Source organism: Enterococcus sp. S22(2020) (assembly GCF_020295385.1).
Lineage (GTDB): Bacteria > Bacillota > Bacilli > Lactobacillales > Enterococcaceae > Enterococcus_L > Enterococcus_L dunnyi.
In genome coordinates this window covers 67,446-91,095 of sequence record NZ_JACFUD010000008.1, presented here as the reverse complement: position 1 = coordinate 91,095, position 23,650 = coordinate 67,446, and the positions used below count along the sequence as shown (strand labels likewise).

General features: G+C 38.4%; 16 protein-coding genes. 3 read left to right on the top strand and 13 right to left on the bottom strand.

All coding sequences use genetic code 11. The features are described 5' to 3' along the window. Window positions 1-145: 145 nt before the first annotated feature. Window positions 146-1,117, bottom strand: coding sequence for a ribose-phosphate diphosphokinase (locus H3T55_RS15270; protein ID WP_087641755.1), 972 nt, complete (start codon window positions 1,115-1,117; stop codon window positions 146-148). 512 nt (window positions 1,118-1,629) lie between these two features. On the opposite strand from H3T55_RS15270, the gene H3T55_RS15265 reads away from it, so the two are divergent. Continuing rightward, the gene (locus H3T55_RS15265; RefSeq protein WP_225535004.1) at window positions 1,630-5,445 is read left to right on the top strand and encodes a 5'-nucleotidase C-terminal domain-containing protein; all 3,816 of its coding nucleotides are present in this window, start codon (window positions 1,630-1,632) and stop codon (window positions 5,443-5,445) included. A gap of 40 nt (window positions 5,446-5,485) precedes the next feature. Here the strand turns inward: H3T55_RS15265 and glmU are convergent, their stop codons facing one another. Further along, the gene (gene glmU / locus H3T55_RS15260; protein ID WP_087641753.1) at window positions 5,486-6,862 is read right to left on the bottom strand and encodes a bifunctional UDP-N-acetylglucosamine diphosphorylase/glucosamine-1-phosphate N-acetyltransferase GlmU; all 1,377 of its coding nucleotides are present in this window, start codon (window positions 6,860-6,862) and stop codon (window positions 5,486-5,488) included. Between the two features lie 659 nt (window positions 6,863-7,521). Here glmU and H3T55_RS15255 point away from each other — a divergent pair. Together H3T55_RS15255 and H3T55_RS15250 are read left to right on the top strand one after the other, a co-directional pair. Beyond that, window positions 7,522-8,169: a FusB/FusC family EF-G-binding protein gene (locus H3T55_RS15255; RefSeq protein WP_087641752.1), complete on the top strand. Its 648-nt coding sequence runs from the start codon at window positions 7,522-7,524 to the stop codon at window positions 8,167-8,169. A gap of 151 nt (window positions 8,170-8,320) precedes the next feature. After that, window positions 8,321-9,796 carry a glucosyltransferase domain-containing protein gene (locus H3T55_RS15250; protein WP_225535005.1) on the top strand — a complete coding sequence of 492 codons (1,476 nt, stop codon included), beginning with the start codon at window positions 8,321-8,323 and terminating at the stop codon, window positions 9,794-9,796. Between the two features lie 123 nt (window positions 9,797-9,919). Here H3T55_RS15250 and H3T55_RS15245 read toward each other — a convergent pair whose 3' ends face one another. The 11 genes from H3T55_RS15245 to H3T55_RS15195 all read right to left on the bottom strand — a co-directional run bounded on the left by H3T55_RS15245 (window position 9,920) and on the right by H3T55_RS15195 (window position 23,639). Next, a complete protein-coding gene (locus H3T55_RS15245; RefSeq protein WP_225535006.1) occupies window positions 9,920-10,495 on the bottom strand; it encodes a PepSY domain-containing protein in 576 nt (191 codons plus the stop codon). Between the two features lie 161 nt (window positions 10,496-10,656). Next, window positions 10,657-11,769 (bottom strand): AI-2E family transporter, encoded by a 1,113-nt coding sequence (locus H3T55_RS15240; protein WP_225535007.1) that lies wholly within the window; start codon window positions 11,767-11,769, stop codon window positions 10,657-10,659. 156 nt (window positions 11,770-11,925) lie between these two features. Beyond that, window positions 11,926-13,221: a glycosyltransferase family 2 protein gene (locus H3T55_RS15235; protein WP_225535008.1), complete on the bottom strand. Its 1,296-nt coding sequence runs from the start codon at window positions 13,219-13,221 to the stop codon at window positions 11,926-11,928. Next, entirely contained in the window at window positions 13,211-14,581 is a 1,371-nt protein-coding gene (locus tag H3T55_RS15230; RefSeq protein WP_225550235.1) for a nucleotide sugar dehydrogenase, read from the bottom strand. The genes H3T55_RS15235 and H3T55_RS15230 overlap by 11 nt, the downstream gene beginning before the upstream one ends. Window positions 14,582-14,785: 204 nt before the next feature. Continuing rightward, window positions 14,786-15,457 (bottom strand): signal peptidase I, encoded by a 672-nt coding sequence (gene lepB, locus H3T55_RS15225; RefSeq protein ID WP_225535010.1) that lies wholly within the window; start codon window positions 15,455-15,457, stop codon window positions 14,786-14,788. Between the two features lie 15 nt (window positions 15,458-15,472). Further along, window positions 15,473-16,141, bottom strand: a complete 669-nt coding sequence (locus H3T55_RS15220; RefSeq protein ID WP_225535011.1) for a hypothetical protein — start codon at window positions 16,139-16,141, stop codon at window positions 15,473-15,475. Window positions 16,142-16,153: 12 nt separating this feature from the next. After that, window positions 16,154-17,299, bottom strand: coding sequence for a DUF916 and DUF3324 domain-containing protein (locus tag H3T55_RS15215; RefSeq protein WP_087641745.1), 1,146 nt, complete (start codon window positions 17,297-17,299; stop codon window positions 16,154-16,156). 202 nt (window positions 17,300-17,501) lie between these two features. Further along, window positions 17,502-18,260: a WxL domain-containing protein gene (locus H3T55_RS15210; protein ID WP_087641744.1), complete on the bottom strand. Its 759-nt coding sequence runs from the start codon at window positions 18,258-18,260 to the stop codon at window positions 17,502-17,504. Window positions 18,261-18,330: 70 nt separating this feature from the next. Next, entirely contained in the window at window positions 18,331-19,137 is an 807-nt protein-coding gene (locus H3T55_RS15205) for a WxL domain-containing protein (protein ID WP_225535012.1), read from the bottom strand. Continuing rightward, window positions 19,138-19,467: an LPXTG cell wall anchor domain-containing protein gene (locus H3T55_RS15200; RefSeq protein ID WP_225535013.1), complete on the bottom strand. Its 330-nt coding sequence runs from the start codon at window positions 19,465-19,467 to the stop codon at window positions 19,138-19,140. Between the two features lie 17 nt (window positions 19,468-19,484). After that, a complete protein-coding gene (locus H3T55_RS15195) occupies window positions 19,485-23,639 on the bottom strand; it encodes a pectate lyase-like adhesive domain-containing protein (protein ID WP_225535014.1) in 4,155 nt (1,384 codons plus the stop codon). Window positions 23,640-23,650 lie beyond the last annotated feature (11 nt).

Below are 23,650 nucleotides of genomic sequence, written 5' to 3'. Positions count from 1 at the left end.
TTTTTTCGACCATACATGTAAATGAATACAAATCAGTATTCAATATTTTCCTTTCATCTAACCAAAATTGGCTTTACATAAAATAAAAAAGCTACCTTTCTTCTACAAATGATCTGTAGAAAAAAAGTAGCTTTTGTTAGTTGATCTAACGATGTTTCGTTTCGAACAATGGACTTACTGGTTTATTTTCATGAATACGTTTGATTGCATCACCAATCAATTCACCAACGCTGACTTCATCGATTTTCTCGATTTTACGGTCATCTGATAAGTAAATCGAATCTGTTACCACTAAACGTTCAATAGCAGAATCTTCGATACGCTGTAAGGCAGGACCAGATAATACTGGGTGTGTACAAGACGCATACACTTCCTTCGCTCCTGCTTCTTTCAAAGCGTTCGCTGCTAGTGAGATCGTACCAGCTGTATCGATCATGTCATCGATCAAGACACATGTTTTCCCTTCAACGTGTCCAATAATATTCATCACCTCAGCAACATTTGCTTTCGGGCGGCGTTTATCAATGATTGCGATCGGTGATTTCAAGTACTCAGCTAACTTACGGGCACGAGTCACACCACCATGGTCAGGTGAAACGACAACCACATCATCGCCTTTGATGTCACGTTCTAAGAAGTAATCTGCAATTAATGGCGCACCCATTAAATGATCCACTGGGATATCGAAAAATCCTTGGATTTGAACCGCATGTAAATCTAGTGTCAACATTCTTGTTGCTCCAGCTTTTTCAAGCATGTTTGCAACAAGTTTAGCTGTGATCGGTTCACGAGCACGAGCTTTACGGTCTTGACGTGCGTAGCCATAATACGGCATAACCACGTTGATTGTTTTTGCACTTGCGCGTTTCAATGCATCGATCATGATCAATAATTCCATTAGGTTATCATTGACAGGACTACTTGTTGATTGGATGATGTAGACATGTGAACCACGAATACTTTCTTCGATATTCACTTGAATTTCACCATCGCTGAATTGATTTACAGAACATTTTCCTAATTCGACACCAACAGCTTCTGCAATTTTTTCTGCTAAAGGACGATTCGAGTTAAGAGAGAAGATTTTCAATCTTGGATCAAAATAATGTTTTGACATGGGGACCTCCGCTTTCTTTTACTGAACAATAGTTTCCTTATAAATAGTAGTCACTTTTCTGAAATAAATCAAGTGATTTTAAAGGATTCCTAAAAATTAAGAAGATTTTCTAATAAAAGCAGAACTTAAGTCGTTAGAAAAAAATACCCAAAATATAAATATGTTAAATTTGCCATTTTCTTTTGAACTTTTATAGGATTTTCTAATGACAGCACTTAAAATATATATTACTATTTAGATGAGTCTCAAAAATGAAAGCGCATTATATTTATGGGGCGTTTTTTATTATCTATATTTTTGCTGAGAGTCACAGTGAGAAGAATTGAACTGATGATGAACAGTACAAGCTATTTATTTGAAAGTATCGACCATTTGTCATTATCTAGCTGTACAAATCAATCCTTATGAAAATAGACAAATGATCAATGAGACTAAAGGCGTCTCAATTCTCATTTTCTACTTTTCTATAGGATCAAACGATTTGTTCCGCTTTAAATTTAAGGAGGAATTTTGTGAAGAAGTCTGTTTTGAAGAAAGTTCATCTAGGGTTACAGGTATTAATGGTTTCCGCATTGCTTGTAAGTACGAGTGCTCCAACCGTACTGGCAATTGAAAACACTTTAACTAATGATACGGGGACGACAGAAACTGCAACAACTGAAAATCCTACTGTATCAAACGCTACTCAAAGCGAACCACTTGCAGAGCAACAAACAGCAGATGTTGCTGAAACTTTACAACGATTAACTATTTTGGGAACTTCGGATGTCCATGGACAATTATGGAACTGGTCATATGAAGATGACAAACAAACACCTGTTGGTCTTTCTCAAGTCAGTTCAGTCGTAGCCAATGTACGCTCAGAAAATCCGAACGGCACGATCTTGATCGATAATGGGGATATCAATCAGGGAACGATCTTGACTGATGATCTGTATAACAAAGCACCACTGATCGATCAGCCAAATCCAATGATCAAAGCAATGAACTACATGAATTATGATGCAATGGTTTTGGGGAACCACGAATTCAATTTTGGGTTAGATTTGATCAAGAAACTGAATAACGAAGCCAATTTCCCTATTTTGTCTGCCAATACGTATGTTAAAGAGACGAATAACCGCTTTGTCGGCGGAACCATGAAAAAAGATATTGATTTAGATGGCGATGGTACGAAAGATTTAACTGTCGGCATCATCGGTTTGACTACCCCTCAAATTCCTTTATGGGACGGTGCTAAAGTCGATAGTCTTTATTTCAATCCTCTAAAAGATGAGGCGGAGAAAGCCGTTGCTGAATTACAGGATGACACCGATGTCATTATTGCATCGATCCACGCAGGTCGTGAAAATTCCGACCCAACAGCAGCTGCTGATCAGGTAATCAATAATGTTGCTGGAATCGATGCGTATATTTTAGGGCATGATCATCGCTCATTCGCAGAAAAAATCCAAGGACCAAATAGCCTAGTTCCTGTCGGCGGACCCAAAGATACAGGAACTGAACTTGTTCGGATCGACCTTGACCTAACAAAAACAGAAGACAAATGGCACGTTGCCAATAGTACTGCTGCAATCGTCGATACAAAAACAGTTGCTGCAGATGAAACGCTCAAAGAACAAACAAAAGAATACCACGAAACTACAAGAGCATTTATTTCTGAAAAAATAGGAACAGCTACAGCAGACTTTTTACCGCCGGAAGAAGTTAAGGGAATCCCAGAAGCTCAATTACGCCCAACAGCGATGATTTCGTTGATCAACAACGTTCAACGAAAAGCCACAGGTGCACAATTAGCTGCTTCTGCATTGTTCAAAGCTGACAGTAAGCTAAATGCTGGCGATATTTCTTATTCAAATATTTTTGATATTTATAAATATCCGAATACATTGGTCAGCGCGAATATCACTGGAGCAAATCTGCTAACATTCATGGAGAAACAGGCAGATTACTACAATACTCCTGGACCGGATGATTTGACGATCAGTTTCAACTCAAATATTCGCGTCTACAATTATGACATCATCTCTGGTGTTTCGTATAAAATCGATATTTCCAAACCAAGCGGTGAAAGAATCATCGATCCAACGATCGATGGTCAGCCGATCGATCCAAATGCAAAATACACAATGGCAATGAATAATTACCGCTATGAGGGTCTGCTGGCACAAGGCTTGATAACAGAAGAACCTCTCGTATCGACAGACCCGGAAACATTACGAGGGTTGATTGCTGATTATATTCGAGAAAAGCAAACACTTGATCCAGAAGAAGAAATCGAAGAAAACTGGGAAATCATCGGATACAACTTTGACAAAAAGTGGCGCGATCTTGCTATTCAATTAGTCAACGATGGTATTTTACACACTGAACCTGCTGCCGATGGACGCACACCAAATGTCAAACCGATCACGAAGCAAGATGTAGTAAACGCTGGTTATGAACCAACTTCGATCACGATCATGCATACCAATGATGTACATGGTCGTTTAGAAGGCAATGGTAAAGACGTTTTAGGTATGGCTCGTTTGAAAACTTACAAAGAACAGATTCAGCCTGATTTGCTTTTGGATGTTGGTGATGTGTTCCAAGGATTGCCGATCTCTAATTTCTCAAAAGGTATGGACATGGCTAAAGTCATGAACGAAGTCGGCTACGATGCGATGGCTGTCGGAAATCATGAGTTTGATTTCGGTTTTGACACAGCAATGGCCTACAAAGATATCTTAGACTTTCCGATCCTTTCCAATAATACATTCAAAGATGGTAAACTAGCCTTTGACCCGTACAAAATTATTGAAAAGAACGGTAAAAACTACGCTGTCATCGGTGTTACTACTCCAGAAACAGCAACTAAAACACATCCTAATAATGTTGTGGGTATAACATTTGCTGATCCGATCGTAGAAACAAAAAAAGTGATCAAAGAAATCAACGAATCTGGAAAAACGATCGATGCTTATGTCGTGATCGGTCATTTAGGCATAGATGAAACAACACCGCATGAATGGCGTGGAGATACTTTGGCTGAAAGTCTAAGTAAAGAGTTTACTGATTTGAACATCACGGTTTTAGACGGTCACTCTCATACTGCAGTCGATGGTGGTAAACGCTTCGGTAATGTGATTTATACTCAAACTGGAAACTATTTAAACAATGTTGGGCTAGTAGATGTCGACTTAGTTGATCATAGTAAAAAGACAGCTTCTTTGACCGCTGCAGAAACTTTAGCAGAGTTGCCGGAAAATCCTGCAGTCAAAGCATTAGTTGATGAAGCTAAAGCGAACTTTGAAGAATGGGGCGCTAAAGTCGTTATTGAAAATAATCCTTATCAGTTTAATGGTGAACGTGATAATGTACGAACTAGAGAAACCAATTTAGGAAACTTGATCGGTGATGCTATGCTTGATTATGGTCAGGAAGGCTTTAACCATCAAACTGATTTTGCAGTAACGAATGGCGGTGGTATTCGCGCTAATATCGAACCAGGAAAAGTAACATTAGGTGACGTGATCGCTGTATTGCCATTTGGAAATAGCATTTCTCAAATAAAAGTAACTGGCGCACAGGTGAAGGATATGTTTGAGTTGTCACTTCGTTCTATGGCGCAAAAAGATGAGAACGGAACGATCATTCTTGATGAATACAATCAGCCAAAACTAGGAGCAAACGGCGGCTTCCTACATGTTTCAAGTACGATCCGTGTATATTATGATTCAACTAAAAAAGGTTCATTGTTGCCAGCAGATGAAGGAAATGGCACTGATAAGACCATCGTAGGAGAGCGTGTCCTTCGTGTGGAAGTACAAGACCGAAAAACAGGAGAATTCGCACCTATAGATGAAGGGGCAACCTATTACATGGCAACCAACGACTTTTTAGCAGCCGGTGGAGATGGCTATGATATGCTTGGTGGCGAACGTGAAGAAGGACCTTCGTTAGATACTGTTTTGATCGATTATTTAAAACAAGCATCCAACTTGCGGTTATTTAACGCTGCGACAAATATCGATCTTGCTCAATATAAGGAAGCTTTCCCAGGTGAACGAATCGTTTCGATTTCAGAAGCTGATTTCAACGAGAAGTTCAAACCAGAACCAACTCCTGAACCAAAACCTGAGCCCAAACCAAAACCGATTCCTAATCCAAATCCAAAAGATCCAGAAAAAGAAAAAACTCCGGATAAAGAAAAAACACCTGACAAGAAAACTGCTGACTATCCAAAAATGGGGGAAAAAGTGGCAGCTTATGGAAGTTTAGGTGTGATACTCATCGGACTTTCTGGATATGGTGTTTATGAATATAACCGAAAACGTAAAGCAAGTTAAAAAAAGAGAAGTGCTGTTATTATACAGCACTTCTCTTTTTTTATTCATTCATATAAGGAAGCTTTTTCGCATACCCTGCTTTATTTTCTTGTCTCGCTCTAGCAATGGCTAAATCGTATTCCTTTACATCTTCTGTAATCGTCGAACCTGCTGCGATCACTGTGTTTGCCTCAATTTGAACAGGTGCGATCAAGTTGGTTGCCGAGCCGATAAAGGCATGATCGCCAACCGTAGTGCGATGTTTATTTTTCCCATCGTAATTCACAAAGACAACACCACAGCCCACGTTGATATCTTTCCCTAAATCTGCATCACCTACGTAGGTCAAATGCCCCACTTTGGTATGCTCTGCAATCGTTGCATTTTTCACTTCTACAAAATTGCCGACATGAACATGTTCACCGATCTCAGCTTTCGGACGAAGATGAGCAAATGGACCGACATCTGCATTTTTACGTACAATACTTTCTTCAACAACTGATTGCGTGATCTTAACATTGTCTTCAATGATACTATCAACGATCTGAGAATGTGCCCCAATGAAACAATCCTCACCAATGACTGTTTTTCCTTTTACATGAACACCAGCTTCTATCACTGTATCAGAACCGATCACAGCGCCTTCATCGATATACGTTGTATCAGGATCGACAAATGTCACTCCGTTCATCATATGCATCTTATTCAAGCGTTGATACATGATTTTATTAGCCAAAGCTAAAGCCACGCGGTCATTGATTCCCATCGCTTCTTCAAAGTCAGACATTTGATAAGCCGCGATCGCTTTACCTTCTTTTTTCAGAATTTCAATAATATCTGTTAAATAGTATTCCCCTTGCGCATTGTTCGTATTGATTTTAGATAGAGCATTGAACAGCGCTTCATTGTCAAAACAAAACGTCCCTGTATTGATTTCCTGAACACGCGCTTCTTGTTCCGTAGCGTCTTTTTGCTCGACGATTTTTTCAACGATCCCAACATGATCACGAATAATACGTCCATAGCCTGTTGGGTCTTCTGCATGAGCAGTTAAAATCGTTGCGCTGGCATTTTTTCCTTGATGATAGTCAAAAAGATTCGTCAATGTTTCAGCGGTCAAGAGTGGTGTATCCCCTGTAATGACTAACGTTGTCCCTGTTTTTCCTGCTAAAAGTGACTCAGCTTGTAATACAGCATGTCCTGTCCCTAATTGTTCTTCTTGTAAAGCATATTGGCTACGCTCACCTAAATGGCTTTTGATTGCTTCAGCCCCATGTCCAACGATCGTTACGACTTCACTTGGATTCGTTTTTTCTACTTGATCCATGATGTGTTCCACCATTGGCTTACCTGCAACAGGATGTAATACTTTGTATAGTTTTGATTTCATACGCGTTCCCTTACCGGCAGCGAGGATGATGACATATCTGTTTTCCAATTGCTTCACTCCTAAAAGTTGTTTTATGTTCATTTCATTACTTCAATCTTCATTCGAATCATGTTTTAGTTTAGCTTACTCCTCGTTCTTTTTCAACTGAACCAATTTGTTTTTTACTATACCAATTAGGCGAAAGTGCGTTATAATAAGTTAAAATTTGTAAAAACTGCTGAATAGCTTGTTCCGTTGTTGCTGAGAATCACAGCGAAAAACTAAGCTGATGATGAACAAGTACAAGACTTTCTTAAGAAAGTCTTGTACATCTGCATTATCCAGTTGCTCAAGCCAGCCTCTCGGAAAAAAGATAAAAATAAATTATGACAAATAACGCCATATTTTATTTTTCCTATTTTTCTGTCAAGGCTAAACGGCTTGTTCCGCTTTTATTGCTATCCAGCTACTCAAATCAATCCTTAGGAAAATAGATAAATTGTCAGTGAGACAGAAAACGTCTCAATGTCAATTTCCTAATTTTCTACAGGATTAAGCGATTTGTTCTGCTTTTATTTTAAGGGGGTGATAATATGATACTAATTCAAACACGCGTATCTCAATCAAAAGCCCAGTCTTGTTGCTGCATATAAAGTACTTTGGTTGGTTTAAGGATCTCCTTTGACACGAAGTACTTTATCACTTGACTGATAGAGAGGAAATCCATCATGACTAAAAAAATACAACCATATCAATTTAATTTTATAAGAAAACAAGCGAATATTTTACTGCAGGCTCATTTATCTGTGAATGATAAAAATACAGTAAAAACACTCCAAGCAATCGTTCTTGAAAAAATCAATGAACAATTTGGTGAAGACCAGGAAGAATTTCAACCACTGCTGGATGGTTTTTTAGACGCTGCAACTTCAAAGCCAAAACTTGATCAATTTTTAGAAGGTCTTAAAGAAGCTGTTCTGCCGTTTTCACCACCATCAAAACAGCAATTGACAAAGCTATTCAAAAAAACAAAGAAATTAAAAATCCCTGAATGGGATGAATTAGATCTTAGAGACTATACTTTTTATAGCTGGAATGACAGTGGCAAGCAGCAAAAATTTATTGTTGCTTCGATCGACGGAAAATTCGTAGGCGTCCAAGGAAGTATTTCACCGACTGTCCAAAAGGGAATCTGCCCGATCTGCCATGAAACATCTGAAGTTTCACTTTTCATGTCTAAAGTAAAAGAGTCTGGTGATGGCATGTACACGAAACGTGGAAACTATATCTGTTACGACAGTGACAAATGTAACCACAATATTGAACGAAGAGAAGAATTGGAAGCATTCGTTCAGAACGTGCTGTTTACAAAATAATTCTGATATTCATAAAGGTCGATACCGTTTAACTGATGGTCTCGATCTTTATTTATCACCTAACCATTCTATCCTATTTTAAATCCTCTTTCGTTCAGTTATACTTAATTCTAACGAGTATAGCAATAGGAATGAAAGAGGGTTTTTAGGTATGTCAGAATCATTCTCTGCACTAACTGACTGGTGCAAGAAAAACAAAACACTCCTGCTTATGACAGTGATTATCTATCAAGCAGTGACAGTGGCAATTGGAATCGTCAATTTCCCATATATGGATGACACCGTTCGTCAGCGCGTTGGCAACACAGATTTCGCCAGCACCTATTCAAGATGGGGCAGTGAACTAGCTTCTTGGTTCGTGCAGGGAAGTCGTCATTTAACAGATATGGGGCTTTTCACGCACATTTTGACTGGATTCATATTGACAGTCGCCAGTGTTATCGTCGTTTTCACCTTGAATAATAAAAAATTAAGTGCTCTCTCTTTGATCGTTTCTACGTTGATCGGATTGAATCCTTGGTTTTTGCAAAGCATCAGTTTTAGATTCGATAGCCCTTATATGGCATTGAGTATTCTATTTTCTGTCCTACCGTTCCTTTGGTGGGAAAGTAAGGCTCGGATCTTTTTTATTCTATCAGCTTTCAGTATTCTCATGATGTGCAACACGTATCAAGCTTCTTCAGGTATCTATATTGTTATGGTCTTAGCACTTTCCTTAAAAACATTATTGGCTGGCGGAAAAATAGGTCCCGTGCTAAAGAAGAGCCTCTTATCAGCAGGAGCTTACATCGTTGCTATGATCGCGTATTTGATCGAAACAAAATTCAACCCTGATTTGGCAAACCGCGGAGGTAACGTTGCGATTGCTGCTTTCAAAGATATCCCCAAAACTTTGGTTGCTAACATATCCATGTATCTGCACAGCATCATCGATCAAAGTACAAAAGTTTGGATGATTTTATTCGTTCTTTTGATTGTACTATTCATTGTAGTGAGCTTTGTTCAGGCTAAAGAGCGGTCGTTAAGTCTTCTGTTTATCGGTCTTTATCTGGTCTTGGGAGCCATTTTAAGTTACGGTGTATTTTTGATTTTCCCAGAAAAATTAGCACTTGCTGCACCTCGATATGCTTACGGCTTTAGTGTTTTCACAGCAATTACTTTGATTCTGCTTTTAGATCATAAACTGTCTCCACAATGGAAAAATATGGCAATAAAAGGAACGATCAGCTTATTCTGCTATTATTTACTATCCTTTCCATTTGTTTATGCTTCGGCGTTACACTACCAAAAAGACGCCTTTGTACGTCAAAGTATGATGCTGGCGATATCTTTAAAAAATCTAGTTACAGCAAATACGAAACAAGTGTATGCAACAATGTTGTTTAAAGACTCACCTGTTTTTAACAACACGAAACAGAATTATCCTATTTTACAAGAAATGGTTCCACCCAATTCAGCCATCTTCTTTCCTAATCAGGTAGTATTCAAAACCTATACAGGCATGGATATAATGATCGAATCGTTTGATTTTGCTACCTTTGATAAAGAACATAGTGAGTTGAAATCTTCTGACTACTATTATGATATTTACGAAAAAGATAACCAGCTTTACGTCTTAGTAAAATAGTTAAAGAGTGCGGGACAAAACTAATAATCAGTTTTGTTTCGCACTCTTTAACGTAATAAACGATAGATAACAGGCAGATTCTTCAATAACTTCCCCAAAAGTCGAACCTGATCGACAGTTATCTCAATCTTGCTCTTGTTCTAAAACATCACCAGTTTGAGCATTGATCTTCACTGTATTTTCTGACAATAGACCTGTTTTGATCGTGATCTCCCAGTAAGTCGTTGCTAATTCTTTCTCCAATGACCACTCGATCGCTTCCCCATCTTTCACTGTTCCTTCAGCTATTTCAGTCGCTTCTTCCAGTGAAATGAGATCTTTCAGATCCAAAGCATTATCTTCTCCTTGATCGTCACGATCGACCTTTTCTTCACGCTCTTTTGTTACTTCGCCTGAATCTGCATCCACTCGAATATCAAATTCTTTCGTTCCCTCAATCCCTTGTATTTTATAAGAATATGATCCAAGAGAATCTTCTAAATCAATTGAAGTGATGGCTGCACTTGGATAGATTTCTTCAAACGCTGCGATTGCATCCGGCAAACTGATTTTGATCGTTTCCAATCGACTACCCACTGCAGTACTCGTCTCATTTTTTGTTTCCAAATTACTTGTCCCAGTCTCTGTTTTGTTGTTGTTCGCACAAGCACCTAGTGTCAATAACATCAAGGCCATGGAAATGATTATTTTTTTATTCATTATTTTCGTCCTTTCATATAGGTTACGCATTTCTATTTCTCATTTTCGGCTTATTTATACTTTTGATCATTTAAACCAAATTCTTTACCAACACCTCCTTTAATGACCTATCTCATTTAATTTAGTGTTCAAGCTTGTTCTAAACTACTTTTTAAGTGCCTCTAATTTTTAATCTTTTCAGAAGCGTAAACGCCTGAATCAACTCGCCTTTTGCATTTTTTTCGAAAGTCGATAAAGGTCCTTACCATTCCACGAATGATCGTATACATCGGAAGCGCGACAATCATTCCTAAGAAGCCTAAAAGATTCCCTGCAATCAACAATAGAAATACAGCAATAATTGGGTGGATCTTACTTACTTTGTTCATTACGATCGGTGATACCAAATAAGATTCACCAAATTGAATAGCTGTTATAAATAGGATCAACAATATGGCCGTTTTCAAATCCTGACTCAACGCATATAAGAGCGCCGGGATCACACCGATAAATGGGCCAAAATAAGGAACGATATCCATCAATCCGCAAATCAATCCTAACAAAAGAGCATTGGGCAACCCAAGTATTTTAAATACCAGATAGCTGCTGACGCCTACGTACGCACATACCATCATTTTTCCACTGATATAAGTAGAAGCAGCGTTATGAAAATCCCGACACCAATCCTTGACCAACTGCTGATAGTCTTCAGGTGTTATTTCCTGCAGCTTACTTGGAATTTTTTCACCATCTTTAAACATATAAACTAGTAATAACGGGATCGTAAAAATAATGATGGCGGAATGAGAAATGACCTCTACGATACCGCTCAAACTCGATCTCGCACCAGAAATCACTTGAATAATGACTCTCCCCATTTGATTCAAGTCCAAAGATTCCAGCAAAGGAGTCACTTTTTCTTCCAATACAGAGCTTTCAACCAGCTGACTGATCGAATAAATAATCGTCGGAATTTGAGCTACAAATTTACCAATTTCTGTAATGATCATAGGCATAACGACTTGGATCCCTATGAAAACTACCGATAAAATCAATAAAACGATCAAAAAGACGGATAGATTTCTTCGTTTAGTTATTCGTTCCAGCTGCTTAAAAATAGGTAAGAATATATAAAAGATAAACACTGAAATCAAAATAGGTAGTAAAATACTTGATACGATCGCCTCTAATGGTCTAAAAATGAACGCTACTTTGGAAAATATAAAGATCGTTGTTCCGATCAAAATTAAGACAGCCAGTATAGCAACCATTTTTGACTTTTTTAAAAGATCCATTTGTACATCCTTTCCCTATCATTTATGTAACTATTTTTTTGAACCACCCTATTGTTCTCCTATACCATCAAAATGATTTCAGATTTACACAAGACTGAGTATAAATAGTTACTTTTTCACTCATATTTCCAAATAGATCTCCCACTATTTACTACATCACAAACGCTTCTTATCTACTTCAATTTGACTCGTTCTAGTGCCCCATCTATTATCTTTTAAAGTCAATAACGCATAAAAGCGAACTAGATGGATAGTAAAAAAGTGAAAAATACCATATAACGGTGCTAATAAGTAGCACAATGGGTGTTTGAACATGTAGTGAACATTCCGAGCATATGCAGAAAGACAAGCCAATAGTAAAAAGAACAGCCAGTCTTTCAATGTTAAATTACCGAAATGCCAAATGATATTATATGAAATAGCACCTAAAAATACGATCCAGAGGAAAATTTCGGTTATTGACCAAATAAAAACCATCGGACGTTTTCTCAACAATTTCATAGACAGAAAGCTTTCTCTAAAAAACGATTTACTCCATCTTGTCTGTTGCTTTAAAAACACACTAATTTTTTCTGGAACGTCAGTGATACATTTAGCTGACTCCTGATAAACCGTTTTTCCACGTTCATTTGCGTAATTTGTCAGACACCGATCGTCTCCAACATGGGCAAGTGACCCAAATACGGTTTGATTTAAATAGCGATCCAAATTATCCATCACAACAGTGCGTCGGTAACAACTGATTGGACCAGAGCAGACCAAAATATTTCCTGTGACAGATTGTGACGCTCGTTCTACACGAAAGGCATTATCATACCTCATATCCAATAGATACGATAATAATGAATTCTTTCGGTTTCTAGCGTTGATATGTCCTGTCACAGCTTGAACGTTTGTATCCTTAAACGGACGCATCAACTCATATAACGTCGAAGGAAAAATTTCTCCATCTGAATCCATCGTGAAAAAAATGTCTCCAGTGCTACGCTCAAACGCATATGCTTGCGCAAATCTCTTCCCTTGGTTATGAGGCAATTGTCCGACAAAAACTTTTTGAACAAAATCTAGAGGAAGTAAATGGTGAATTTCTTCTAAAACAGTATCCAATATATATCGTTGACTACCATCATCAACAATAAATACTTCTTTGATCGGATAGGTTTGTTTCGATAGACCCTCTAATAACTTTAAAAGCGCTGATTTTGATTCATTATAGACTGGAATGACTACGGTCACTTCTAAGTCTGGTGGTGTGCTGGTATCTACCCGATAAAACATCGATAAGCCTGTCTTGATAACTAAATATGAGATCATAAACCAACCATATATACTAAATGCACTCGAAATATGACCTGTTCTCCAAAAACCAATCAATCCTATCAATAAGGCGCAAAACAGGAAAGTAATACACGACAGTATGATATGCTCTCTACGTTTCTTCTTAATTTCCACTAATTTTGCTCTCCTTGATCCTAAGTTTTCTACGTAGATGATGGTTAGATGACCCGCCACCTATCCTAAATACTTTTTCTTCATTTATCTTATACGTTCGACTCATATCGACGATTGCTTTACTTTCGCTCAACAATAATTGATAGTCAATCGAATCATGTTTTGTCAAAATAACGACACAATCATAGATCGAATACATACAGTTATTTTCTTGCATCACCGAAATTATTTCTCCCTGTGAATCTCTAAATGAAGGAACAAATGGATCAAGAATATCTATTTTCGCATGTTTTTGCTTCAATTTTTCGTAGATGTCTAGTGATGGAGATTCTCGAATATCACCAACATTTGGTTTGTAAGATAGACCTACTATCAATATTCGAGCATTCTTGATCGATTTTCCTTGTCCGTTTAAGCTCTCTTGGATTTTAGTTAGTACATTGAAAGGCATGTTCATATTAATATCCTGAGAAAGTTCAATAAACTTGTTGAAAAATTTATTTTGTTTTCCTTTCCAATAAAGATACATAGGGTCTAACGGAATACAGTGCCCTCCAACGCCAGCGCCTGGATAAAAAGGCATAAATCCAAACGGCTTAGTTGCTGCTGCATCGATGGATTCCCAAATATCGATACCCATCCGCTCACACATCATAGCCATTTCATTAATAAAGGCAATATTGATACTTCTAAAGGTGTTTTCAAGCAACTTACTCATCTCCGCTGTTTCCGGGGAGCTAACTATGATGACTTCTTCTATGATTGAGCCATAAAGAATTTTTCCAAGTTCTGAGCTTTCAGCAGTTATCCCGCCTAACACTTTAGGGATGTTCTTAGTTTGAAATTTAGCATTCCCTGGATCGACTCTCTCTGGTGAAAAACATAAGTAATAGTCTTTCCCAATTTCCTTATCCCCTTGCTCAAATTTCTCATAGAACAATTCTCTTGTAGAACCTGGATATGTAGTACTCTCAACAGAAATCAACAACCCAGACTCCATATATTTCTCAATTTTGTTCGCTGTAAATTCTAAAAAACTAATATCCGGCTCTTGATTTTGATTCAAAGGAGTCGGCACACAAACACTCAATGCATCCAACTTACAAATATGTTCAAAATCTGTTGTCGCAACAAATTTCCCTTCTTCTACTGCAGATGCCACTACCTCTTCATTTATATCCAAAATGTGGGAGTACCCAGCATTCAAGCTCTGGACTATCTTTTCATTGGTGTCGATTCCGATAACCTCAAAACCTGCGGATACAAACTCCATTGCTAACGGCAATCCGACATAACCTAACCCAATTACACCAATTTTAGCTTCTCTATTGTTGATTTTCTTTACTAATTTTTCATTCAATGGATCGAGCTCCTATTCATTTTAATTTAGGAAATAAAAGAAATATTGTAGGTAATAAAAAATAATAGAATAGTTGCCCGCTCTTTTTTTCAAGTGACTTTCCTTGTTATTCAATTATGTTTATTTCATTTGAGACTAAACCTAAAAACTTCATCTTAACTTTCCGTATGTATTCTCTTGTATCTGTTTTTCACTTTCGATTTCTTACCTCTTGATATTACTCAAGCTCCAATGAAAATATACTTTTCCAATCATATTTTCAGCAGAGATCAATCCGTATACTCGACTATCCGCAGCATACGGTCGATTGTCTCCGAGTACTAAGTAGTAACCTTCTGGAATTGTTTTTGTCGAAGTTAGATCCTCACTCGTAAAATCTTCAGTGAAATTTTTACCATTGCGTTGACTTTCATTGACTTCATCTACTATGAATTTTTCGTCAACAGGCTGATCATCAACATATAACGTGTCCTCTTTATAAACAATTTTTTCACCTGGTAGTCCGATAAGTCGCCGGGCCTGAACATTATTTTTTTCATTCATAAAAGTAACCAGATCGAAACGCCTCAAGTCCGTTCTTTTTTTGATAAGCAAGATATCTCCATCTCTTAAATTGGGAATCATACTATGTCCCTGAACAGTCGTCACTTTAAAGAAGATGGAACCGATCGCCAGCGATAAAAAGATCGTAAAAACGGTAGTGAGAATAATGTCCCGAAGTACCGTCTTCTTTTTCTTTCCATTCTTCCTTCGAATGGATCCTTTCGTCTTCCTTTTTCGTTGATTTAAGGACTTAGAGACTTGCTTTTTCTTGTTATGTTGATGTGTATCAGACGTTTTCCTTCGTCTGTTTTCTTGATTCATTCTTTTTTTCATCGCAAACAACTCAAATCATTTTTCTTCTGAAAATGCGTCTTCGTTGACCTTATAATAGGCAAATGCAGCCTGCTCATATTCTTGTGCTTTGGCAATATCCTTCAAAAATTCTTCGACTAATGTAGGATTGTTATAAAAATTCTTCGTCTGTGTACTTGCATTCATCCCTAATTGTTTTGTTGCATTGTAATAACGATTCAACACAAGCTGACCTTCTTGAGAATTGACCGTACTAGCTTTTTTCGTTCCATAACTAGCCATGGCTGTAGAAAGATAACGGATATTTTGCTGTAGCTTTTCTTCTTCATCGCCTTGATCCCTTGCTAAAATCAGCTGCTCTTCAAAATCTCGAAGCAAATAATAGCCTTTGACAACAGAATCAGAGTCATCTGCGGTTAGATTCATCGATTGATAGTAAGAAAGATAGCCCGAAGCACCCGCAAACGCCACACTTACGATCATTAAAAAAATCATTAGTTTCAAGCTGCGTTTTTTCTTTTTTTGAAGGAGTTTTCTTTGTCCCGCAATTTTTTTATTTTTCTTTTTGCTCTTAAATTTTTTCTTTGGTAGTTTGGCAATTTTTTTCTTCTGTGTAAAGTACTGAAGCAAGAAGAGGAGGCTGCCGATAAGTGCCAAGATTGCTGCTGCAACTCCTCCTATAAATATAGTTTCCAAAATAGACATTTGCCTCAGCCCCTATTCATCTAGCGGTCGCTTTTTACTCTTGGTTCCGTTCGCTTTTTTCTTTTTTCGTGCTAGTTTTTCTGCTTGTTCTTTCTTTTGCTGCTTTTTACGTAGAAATACGATCAATCCGTAAACTACTCCACCTAATGCTAAAACAGCACCAACGATCATTACGATCAACTGCCAGTTAAAGCCTTTTTCCTGTACTAAACCGACATCCCGTTCATTAAATTTATCTGCGTCTTCCTGTGTGATCTCAAATTCTTCTTTCCACGCCCACTTTTGATCACCGGAGGTTACTAAAATATTGGCCACATAAGTACCTGAAACCATTCTCTCCCCGTTCATACTGATCGGAAATTGGATAAAGGAATTTGGCGCCATGCGCATTGCCGTTTGTTTACGTTCATATAAAACAGCTTCATTCCCCTTTGCATTGATTTGGGTCTCTACTGTCATATCATTTAAGAATGCTGGGATCACATTCGAAAAATCCACGAAAATCGCATTTCGGTAGTTGTTTTGTCCGGCAAATACTTTATTCAGCTTCAAGTCTGGCGTCAGGTCCTGGTCCGATTCTTGAAGTAAAAGACCAATGATATAGGCGTATTGATTAATAATTCGAGAGCCGCCTTCATTAGACACATTTCCATCCTGATCAGCTTTCATCAGCTGGATTCCTCCAGCAATCACTCCTTTTGTTCCTGTTTCAGGCATCTTGATCTTGATTTCAACTGTTTTTGTTTCACCAGCTGCTAAGTCAACTGTTTCTGGACCTGAAACAATATCTTCAAAATCAAACTGTAAAGAAGCATCATTTTCTATTTCCGAATCACCATATTCGATCACACCATTTTGATTAGTAACAGCGCCATTCAAACCAATATTGACCGTAATTTTTTCAGCACTAGGATTCGATAAGGTGAGCGTAATCGTTTGTTCCTGTCCTTTATTCATCTTTAATTTGTAATAACCAATATTGTCTTCCATTTGATTTTCTGGAAAGTTAAGGCTATAAGTAAAACCTGTAGCACCGGCAACATCGTCTGCCGCTTCACTACTGTCATCTGCATAAACCGAACGACTAAAAAGAACACTCGGCAAAAACGTCAACATGATCAATAAAACAATTCCTATTACTCTTACTCTTTTTTTCATCTCTATAACCTCATGTCTTTTTATTTTTTCTATGTATATTACTATTGATTCAAATCATAATCCCGAATAAACGGTGAGAAAAAAGTAGCTCCCTCGGAAATAAGCTAAAATTCACAAAAATTTGAAGAACAATTTTCATGAATTTCTTCTTATTTCTCGGAGCTAAACGCTTTTTTCTCAGCCTCTTTAGGAAAAGCTGATATTATTGAGCAGCTACGACTTTCCAAGTCACTTTAGCTGTATATGTGTCAACAGCCATGTTTGATGCTGTTGCTGCTGGAACAGTTAATTTAACAGAGTTTCCTTCTGTAGCATCTGTACTGTTACCAAAAGCCATGATATAACGTCCTTTTCCTTCTTGTGCTGCTTGATTTGCAGTCACAATTGTTTGAGCGCCACCATTTTCAGTCAATTGGAAAGCTGGTGTTAGATTTGAAGGAATTGCATTTGTGTTATCACCTTGCGCTGCTACAAATCCATTACTGAAATCAATAGTAGAACCGCTTAATGCGTTTGAGCTAGCCCCCGTAAATTGTTGTGTCATTTCAGCAGTTACAGTGTAGCCAAATGTTCCCCCAGCACGGATATCACGCCATTGCACATAAGCACCACGTGTTGCTGCTTCTGGGCCTTCACCGAAGCTTGCTGCTGTTGCATAAGCTGTTACTTCGTTTGCTGATGTTTTGATTGTGCCAAAGTCTAAGTTAGAAGTTCTTTCAATCATCAATGGTCCTAAATCTGGGTTTACAGTTTCGCCTGGTTCTGGATTAACAGGTGGTAAAACCACATCTGGATTTTCTGGATCGACAACGCCTGGGCTTTCTTCGTCGCCACCTTCTTCAACTTTTACAGTTCCAGTTGATTCTAATTCTGTTGGAGCTGCCATTGCTGCTGTCGGCGCTAAAGCACCTAGTGTTAGTGCAGCTACGATCGCTGCTGATGATAGTGTTGTTAATTTCATTTGTATTTCCTCCTGTATGTTTCTTTATAATTTATTTGATAACCTGGACGAATCCAGAAGTATCACATGGTTAAGGTAACTCGGCTAAAATCCAAGTCAGTTCTGTTGCATATTGTACTGGGTAGATTTTTGTTGCATTCGGAATAGCCAATCGAACAGCAGAATTGCTATAAGCCGGCTTTCCAGAAAAATCATCGATCAGCGCATTGCCCGATGAATCTACCACTGGAAGTAATGTTGTCTCCATATTGTTGCTATTTGTTTCAGAAGCGCCAAACGTAATCGTCCAGACACCACGGCCACTGCCTGGTGAAGCTGTTGCTAAGTCATAGGCTGTGCCGATTGAGTTTAAAGCAATCGTTTCCCGGGTAACCGTAGGTGATTCACTTGTTCCACTACTATTTGCCCAGCCTTTATCTAGAGATAAAACGGCACCGTTCAACTCTTGCTCATTGGCATTTTGAATCACTGTATTTCTAAATTGATGATTCTGTTTGACTTGTAAGGTCCAGCCAGTTGAATTGGCACGCTGATCAGTGATTTGGATATAGCTGCCTCTCGGACCAGTCTCACTTCGAAATTGTTGTGCTAATGCATGATAGGTGCGGTTTGTACCTGAAATTTCAGCTTTGCCAAAATCAAGCGACGACACATAATCAATACGTAGAGGCCCTTCTGTGGACGGCCCTTCACCAGGATCAACGACTTCTTCAGGATTTTCCGGGTCTATCGGATTTGATATTGCACTGCCTTCAACAGTTACTGTCCCTGGTTGTGTGATAGAACTATTTGTCGCTTGAGCAGATGAACTAAAAAACGTTAAGCTTGTCAACACAATGATCATGCTGGTAGTGATTTTAAATTTCTGTTTCTTCATCTATTTCTCCTCCTTTACTCGTTTGCGTACTAAGAGTAAAAGAAGGAAGAGCACGAGCAGACCTATTCCGACAAAACTAAAGTTACGGATAAGTTCCCCTGTACTTGGAAGCTTGCCAACTGGTTTTACGACAACCTCAGACTCTTGTTCAGTGGATGACCCTACTTCCGGTAAATTTTCACTCGGTTCGAGAGAATCTTCATAAAATGAGATCTTTCCCCCCGTAGTTACTTGTCCGCCAGCTCCTTCTGTTCCATAAACAGTCGAAGGTACTACGGCTAGGCTGATCAGCAAAATCAAAGAGCTGAGTAAAATAATCAATTTGTTCATTCTCATTTTCTCTCCTCTTACGGCTGTCCAGCCATTACTTTCCAAGTGATCACACCAACATAGTTTCCTGTGTGGACAATATCTGATGATTCAATTTGCAATTTTACACCGTCTGTGCCGGTTTGTGATCCCCAGCTATTACTGATATCAATGCTTCCAGCAGAGCCGTCAGCATTTAGAAAGACTGTTTGTGCATTCGTATCTAAAATCGTTTCTTTTCCTCGATACACGTAACGCAAAGCATTAACCAACTCTTGTCCTTCTGTATTTCTCATTGGGGTCGATAGTGACGCTGTCAGTGTCCAGCCATTTGCTGTATCTGCTCTTGTATCAGTAACGATCAACGGCTGGTCGATCGATGGATCATCTACACGTTTTGTTGTTGCGTTGTAAGTAAGTGAACCAAAATCTAAAGCATTCGGTGCTGACGCTAAACTCAAGATACCTTGTAGTTTGTATCTGACCGTTACTTCTGTATTATTGATCACTACCTCCGTCTCATTGTCAGGACGTTCGGCGATTTCATATCCTGCACTTTCTAAATCAGTTAATTGTTTTGTCACACGCTCTTCTTTAGTCAAATCGATTTTATCTCCAACCTGACTGTCGATCGTGATCGTATAGCCAGGAAGTACTTGACCGAGTTCATTGATAAATTCGACCGTCAATACAGCATCTACATCGACTACTGTCACTTTGATCGTGCCAGTAATATCTTGTGCTAAGCCAGAATCTGCAGCTTTAACTGTTAATGTGACTGTATATTCTTTAGGCTGGATATTAGCGATGTCATTTAACCCGCCAAAATCAGTGACTGTGACCAACTGACTTAAATCTGTTCGTACTCCTCCAGAAAGCATAAATGCTTCTGCCTTAGAGTTCTCCAGAATATAGGTAATCAATTCCTGTTCAGATAGGCCACGAATATCGACGTATGATGCTTCGAAATCTGACCCAGAAACACCAGCACCCTCATCGTATACGATCAAAGTTGAATCAACTACTGTCGTATTAGGATCAGCTTGCCCATCAGCATTGACTGCACGATCTGAAACTTTGATTTTAACTGTATGTTCTCCAGGTGTCTGTGCAGCTTGCGCGGCAGTCTCAGGATCGTCATAAGCAAAATCAAATCCTGTATTAATTGGACTGGTATCTGCCACATCCTTGACCATATCTTTTGGATCAGGTAATCCATCATTTAAAGAAATGTAATAAGTCACTCCTGACGCAGTTGGCGGTGTTTTATCAAGAACCGTTTGTGTCACTTCTTCTGCCTTCAAACTAGCAAAACCGTAAGCATGAATAACAGATCCTGCTGTAAAATAGTTTCCAGAAGGAACGGTGATCGACCAGTCTCCGTTAGCATTAGACTGCGTTGTAAAGTTGTTTCTAAATTCTATTGGCGTCGTCGTATCCTCTACTGGTGAAACCACATTATCTGTAGATGGATCCAATGCAGGTGAAATAGAATTATCAACAGGTACATCCCATAGACGAATATAAGCATTTGGGATTGCATAACCATGAACAGTTATTGAACTTGAATCTCCATGATTATCTGTAGCCACACTATGAATGGCAATATTTGGATCAGGAACTCTCGTAAAAAGAACTCGCTGTGCTTGTGTTGTAAAATTCTGATTGAAATTATTCAATATTGCACTGGTCATAGCATTGGACAGAGTGATTGTCGGCTGTGCATTTCCCCCATAAGTAAGACGCATATTACTCATTGGTTCATATTGAAAATCTGATCCACTATCATCTGCAGAACCATTCATGTTGCCATAATTCCATTGATAAACATTTTGGACAGATACATCCAAAATTCCTCCGGAGGAAATCAATCCGCTACTTGCATTATTAGTCCCTGTTAGAGTTCCATGCTTTTGTAAATTTACTCTAACTGCGTCGCTAAATTGGAATTTCGTTGTTGTTGCTGTTCCTCCCATATATATAAGGTTCTGAACATAACTCGTACTATCACTTTGAACATCTAATGAACCTTTTGCATTAATCGTAAATGTAGATGCTGCATTGGCATGAATTAAATTCGTATTAGAGGCTCCCATGTTTTCACCTTTAACATTTAATGAGCCGTCAATTGAAATTGTTCCACCACTCATCCAGATCGGCGTTTGAGAAGATCCCGTTCCCGTCCCGGGATTTGAATTACCAGTCCCGTTATATGCGGTTGTCAAAACATTCAACATAGCGCCTTCTTTTACTGTTAAAACAGACGTTGTTCCTTGAAGATTAATCACTGTTCCATTGGTCGCGTGGTTATTGATCATGTTTACTGTTGCGTTTTTACCAACAGTCAGTGCAGCAGAATTTCGTAAAGTTACGTTTGTATTCCCGCCTTCTGCCGTAGTAACTGCATTGCCACGTTCAAATGTTACTTGTGCACCTTCTCCTACATCAAAGTTTCCGCCATTTATATCTAAAACATTACTTCCCCGTGATGATAGATAGAACTTGGCATTATCTAAAACTTTGGCAGATGACACACTCAATGAGGATTGGCGTTCATTGTTTACCGACCAGGTTCGTATTGTATCGCCATTTTTACCAATCGACGTATACGTAGCTTGCTGCTCTAAATGAGTGTCTCCATCAATATATAACTCTGTCGTACCAGCTTCCATAAATTGAGAACCATATCCCTGATAGTCCTTCAGCGTCATCTTACCGCCTGAATCATAAATCAACGCTCCCCAATAGTTTCCATGATAAACATCCATATTATTGAAGCTGATGTCCCACGAACGCCCACCATTATTATTTGCAGAAACAAAGTGATGCACGATCGCACCAAAATCCAGTGTATAGCCATTGCCCTCTACAACTACTTTTCTTGCTGTACCAGCAATGTCAAAATAGTTATGCACCATTCCACCACTCGTATTTGCCCGCGTCGTACTTCTAAATATTTGTTGAGAAGCACCTCCAGATGGACTAAATGCAAAATAACTTGTAGCAAATGTACCTGCTGTAGTAAATAAATCTGCTGTAATTTCAATGTTTGGTACATTATAGTCATGAAGTGCGACTAAATAACCAAGCATTGTCTCAACTTGACGAGTGTGGGTGGCTTCACTGCCAAAATTTATTTGAGTATTTGTTCTTGCCGCACCCGTCAATCCATTCGTTGTCGCACTAGCTGCTGTATGAGAGGATTTATAGATTGGTCCCGAAAAGTTTTTCGATATGACATCAATATTTACAAAATCAAAAATCCAAAAACCTTGAGAACTGCCTGTAGTAGAGGCATTCAGTAATCCTATTGCTAAATTTCCAAAGTCAAAGGTATGACCATTTCCGTTAATTGTGATACTACGGGAACTCGCAGCCTTATTAATATAGAAATATACATTCTCTGCACTAGCCATATCCACAGTATCTGTGCTAAATAGACCATCGTAATTTTGTAAAACACCTGACAATCTAATATCATTCTGTAATGAAATCGTTGTGATAGACGTATCCGCTAAAGCTTCAACAAAACTTTGCCAATCTGTGATTTCAGCTGTGTTCTCAGCATTCAGGCTAACTGAAACTTCGTCTGCTAAGGGTTTGATTCCCTCGAGTGCTTTTATTTCCGATGATTCCTCGACAGAAATTTTCAACTCTTGTCGTTTCGTCGAATCTATAGTGTCACTCAATTCAAATGTATATTCACCACTAGCATCTGCGGTAAGCATCAATCGTACATTTTCTTGTTCTACATCCATTGAAATAGTCAATACTCGTTTTGTTTCATTCCAACTAAAAACTGGCAGTTCACTTTCTTTTTCTTCTTGAAGCATATTCTCTTCAGCTTCAATATCAAAAGTTATACCTTGCGGAATGAATAGATTTAGTTCTCTTTTGATTTCTGCCGGAACTTGTTCTATTGCATCTGACTTTTCTTCAACAGTCGGTTGAGGTATCTCTAACTCTGTCTTTTGCCCGAGTTCCTCCATATCTCGTGTATCAGAAATATCTAAATGGAAAGCTTGATTTTCACTAATCTTTTCTTCTACCAACGTAAGAGAAAGGGGCTCTTTAGCAAATAGCTTAGTCGCTGAAAAATAAACTTGTCCAAATACAGCCAAACAAAGAATTGAAACTGTAAGGATGTTGATATACATTAATCGTTTTTTTCTTGTTTTATTCATTTCATTCATTTTCCCTCCTT